At 54.8% G+C, this 4,370-nt stretch carries 3 protein-coding genes; 1 reads left to right on the top strand and 2 read right to left on the bottom strand.

Annotation, left to right across the window (positions count from 1 at the left end; genetic code table 11):
- Both ACWI8T_RS08490 and ACWI8T_RS08485 read right to left on the bottom strand, forming a co-directional pair.
- Positions 1-1,246: cation:proton antiporter (locus ACWI8T_RS08490; RefSeq protein ID WP_449138628.1), on the bottom strand; the 1,246-nt coding region annotated here is incomplete at its 3' end.
- A 285-nt stretch (positions 1,247-1,531) separates the two neighbouring features.
- Positions 1,532-3,025, bottom strand: a complete 1,494-nt coding sequence (locus ACWI8T_RS08485) for a helix-turn-helix transcriptional regulator (RefSeq protein ID WP_449138627.1) — start codon at positions 3,023-3,025, stop codon at positions 1,532-1,534.
- Positions 3,026-3,267: 242 nt separating this feature from the next.
- Here ACWI8T_RS08485 and ACWI8T_RS08480 point away from each other — a divergent pair.
- Positions 3,268-4,370 (top strand): FAD-binding protein (locus ACWI8T_RS08480; protein WP_449138626.1); only part of this gene is annotated, 1,103 nt, incomplete at its 3' end.

The raw sequence follows: 4,370 nt of genomic DNA, 5'->3' as shown, positions 1-4,370 counted from the left end.
GCAGTGGCACCACGAAATTCGCAATGAGCAACGTGAGCACAATAACGCCCGACGCAAGAAAAATAAGCAGGTCGCGGTTGGGAAACGGCGTCGTCGCGGCAATGAAGTACGGAAGCGACATAACGACCGAAAGCGTCACGGCGCCCTTCGGGCCAGCAAGCGTAATCACGGCCGCGTTGCGCAGGAAATCGGCGTTGATTTTCGGACGGATGCCCTCGCGATTGCGCGTGAGTTTCTCCATAATCACGACCCACGCGAAACGCACGCCAAGCACGATAGCCGTAATGAGCACGATCAGAACGAGGAGCCACGCGCCACCCTGACTGCCCGACGCATTCCATGTAGGCAGAATAACCTCGGGAAGCTTCATGCCCAGCAGCACGAACACGATGCCATTAATCACGAATACGATGAGCTCCCACACATTTTCGCTGGCCACGGCGTAGCGAGACGATTCGATGGTAAGCGAGCTCGGGTAGAACTTCATGAACAGCGCGGCCGCGACAACGGCCAAAATGCCGCTCACGGCGAAGTGTTCGGCAGTGAGGTACGCGAAAAACGGCATGACCACTTCGAACAGCAGAAACACCGTGGGCGTTTCAAGGCCGAGCGCGCGCACGCGGCCAAGCACGAACATCACGATTGCCGCGAGCACAAGGCCCACGACCACGCCGCCAGCGAAGTCAAACAAGAAGGTAGCCGTCGCGTCGAACAACGAGAACGTGCCCGTAATAGCCGCGGCGATGGCGAATTCGAACGCCACAACGCCCGATGCGTCGTTGAACAAAGCCTCGCCGGAAAGCAATGATTTTTGGCGATCGGTAAGCTTGACGTCTTTGCCCATGGCGGCAACGGCGGCGGCGTCGGTGGGACCGAGCGCGGCGCCTAGCGCGAAAGCGGCCGCAAGAGGAATAGACGGCACGATAAGGTTCAGCACGAAGCCAATCACGAGCGCCGTAATGAACACCAGACCAATAGCGAGCGAAATGATGTGCCCCTTGTTTTTCCAAAGCGCGCCCTTATCGGCATGGCGCGACTCGTCGAAAAGCAGCGGCGCGATAAAGATGAGCAGGAAGAGCTCAGGATCGGAAATAACCGCCGAGGGGTCTTCGGCGATCAAGAAGCCGACTACCGCGCCAAGGGCGATTTGCACAAGCGGCATGGCCAAGCGGGAAAATACCTGGTCGAAAATGCTTGAGACAAGAACACATCCAAGCAGCAGCAAAACGACTTCGAACGATTCCATGGGGCTCCTTTAAGAGTCGGCCTATGCGGCACACGCCGCATATATCAGTACAAACCGCCATAGTAACCGACGCGTCGCAAACAAGCCGAAAGTGTTAACGCTTCGCTACGAAAAACCGTCAACGCTGAAGAGCAGCTGAAAGCTGCTCTGTCCCGCCTGTTAAATGCTCGTAGCGTTTAACAGGCGGGAGCACTTGCGGCCAGCAAGGGCGCCCCAGTGAAAAACTCGTTAGCGGTGCAAGCATTTAACAGCGCAACGAAGCTCACCAACGCTTCAACGGACTACCTATTCCTCGAACATCTTCATGAGGTCACGGCGATTATGGACGCCGCATTTGTCGTAGATATTTCGCAAATGGGTTTTCACGGTGCCCTGCGAAACAAATAGCTTTTCTTGAATCGTGCGCATATCATGCCCCGTAATCCATAACGAGAAAACTTCGGATTCACGCGCCGTAAGCCCGCGCTCCGCACAAAATTCGTTAATCCTATCGTCGTCCCTTCGCGTCTCGTCCTCGGAAGAAGCCGCAGCGACGGCAATCGCATCTTGACTTGAAACCGTCAAACCGCACTCGCCAGATGCCTTCGGGCGCTCGCAACAGGCCAACCGTCCGTCGTTCAACTCAGCCGGTTCTTCATAATCAATTTCAATCACAAGAGATTCGTCCGAAAACACAAATACCGTCGCAAACGCAATGGTCAGCACCAGTACCAACGGCGCAAGCATGCCAACTGGCGCGATCGCGGGCATAACTAAGTCGGCAAGTATTCCACCCACGAATTCGGCAATCATCCCCATAGCAAAGACGATTTGGGCAGAAACCGGGCTTTTCTTCGCGACAAACACCAGCAGCATCCAGCAAAGCACCTGCGTACATACGCTCGTTGCGAACCCGAAGCGAAACCCTGGGTGCACCGCAACAACCGACAAAGCAAGCGAAATCGAAAAAACGGCAAGCAAGAGCTTGCATGCAACCCCTAAGTCGATTTTCCGCCGTATCGCCGAAACAAGAATGCAGCCCAATGACACAAGCAATGGAATTACCAGAAAGGATGCGTCAGCCCTGCCAAAGAACGACCCCGGCAATCGCCCTATACCGCGCAACGCATCAATCACAAAGTATACGAGCAGAAGCCCAGCCAATGTTTTCGTGGGAATAGCGGCCCTAATTACCTGAAAAAGAGAGCGATCGACTCCAGTAACGCCATCGCCGCGGGAGCGGTCGGAAGTCTTTCCGACCGGAAGAAGGAGCAACGAAGCCACTGGCAAGATAGAGAGGACGAACCCAGCAATTTCGCAATCGCAAGCCGACACAATCACGCACGTTACGGATCCGACAACCAAAGCCAACCCCGAAGACAGGAAGACTTCACGAGCGGATAGTTCAGCGTATGCGACAAACCACGGCAAAAGCAGCCCAATAAACGAAGCGCCAGCCAATACGAAACCAACATATTGAATGGCTTGATTCGATGCAATCGGCGATGCATGCAAAAATGTCCCGACCGAAGCGAGCGCCGCGCAGCAGAAAGCCACCCCAGAGCGAGTTGGCGAGATAGCTCGCCAGCGCGAAATCGCTATTACGAATAAGCAGGCAAGACAGCCAGGCGCCATGGACCACAAGAAGATGTTAAGTCCCGATGATGGCTGAAATTCAGGCACAGCGAATAGCAGGAAGCCCCACGCAACGCAGAATCCAAAACCGGCATATCGCGCGCAGCGATTCAGCGCCCCCATAGCGTCCTGTGCCGTTATTTTTCCGTAGTGAATGTTCCCCATATTTCCTCCGGGAAAATAGTAGCATACGCCGCAACGCGCATTGCGCGCTCAAAGCCGCCCCTCGCTTCAACCATCATATCGACCATTTTTGCCGATATATGTCTCTACCTGCTCTTTCGACACTCTTTCCTGATTTCAAAACAAGCCCTTTTGCTCAATATTGTCTTCGCCGAACGCATACCAATCGTATCGGCGAAGACAATATTGAGGAGGGAATTATGGAACTCAGCAGAAGGAATTTCTTGGCAGGCCTAGCAACTGCGGGCATCGGAGCCGCAGGAATGAGCCTTGCCGCATGCTCACCCGCCAAGGATCAAAACACTGGCGACAAGCAAGAAGCAACGACCGAAGTCGAAAAAAGCGCATCGGGCGATTGGCTCGGCAAGGAACCCGAGATTTCCGATGCCGATGTCGAAGCGGAAGAGGAATGCGATGTCGTAGTTATCGGCTTGGGCAATGCGGGCGTCATGGCTTACCGCTCGGCCGCAGAAGCCGGCGCAAACACCATTGCAATCGAGAAAGCTGAATCCTACAACGCGACCGGCGGTGCGTTCGCGCTCATCGGCGGCATGCGCGAGGAACGCTGGCACGCTGCCGACATCGACAAAGAGGAAATCATCAACCGCCACATGCAGGAATGCGGTTACTACGTAAAACGAGCCATTATCCGACGCTATGTTTATGAAGTGGGCGATGTTTTCAATTGGATCATCGAGCCGCTTACCGACCTCTATATCGCAGAAACCTCGCGCGATGACATCCCCGACGGCAAGGAAAACAATCTTATCCCCGATTCATATCCCCTGCCCGATTGGTACGATTATCGTGCCGAAACCTGCTCGACGTTCCCCACGTCCGTCGGATTTGGCAGCTTCCAAATTGCCCATGGCGAACAAATTGCAGCGGCAGAAGCTACGGGCAACGCAAAAGCCTACTACGGACACTTCGCCGAAAAACTTATTAAGGAAGGCGATACTGTAACTGGCGTATTCGTGCGCAACGCCGAAACTGGTAAGTATAAGAAAATCGCTGCGAAAAGCGTGATCTTGGCAACGGGCGACTATTCTTCCGACAAGTCCATGCTTGAAGCATTCGCCCCCGAGACCTTGGCCAATGACGTTCCCGCGATGTGGATTCATAGGGACGTCGAGGGCAATAACACCAATACCGGCGACGGCCACCGCATGGGTACCTGGGCTGGTGCGCGCATGCAGCAACACCACGCCCCCATGATTCATCACATGGGCGGCGGTGCCGACATTACGGGCAAAGGTGTTATGGGCATCGATGGCTTCCTGAACATCAATCTGCTCGGGGAGCGATTCATGAACGAAGATGTTCCTGG

It is taken from the genome of Slackia sp. (genome assembly GCF_977041755.1).
The sequence above is the reverse complement of the archived record's forward strand: the minus strand, read 5'-3'. Positions and strand labels throughout refer to the sequence as shown.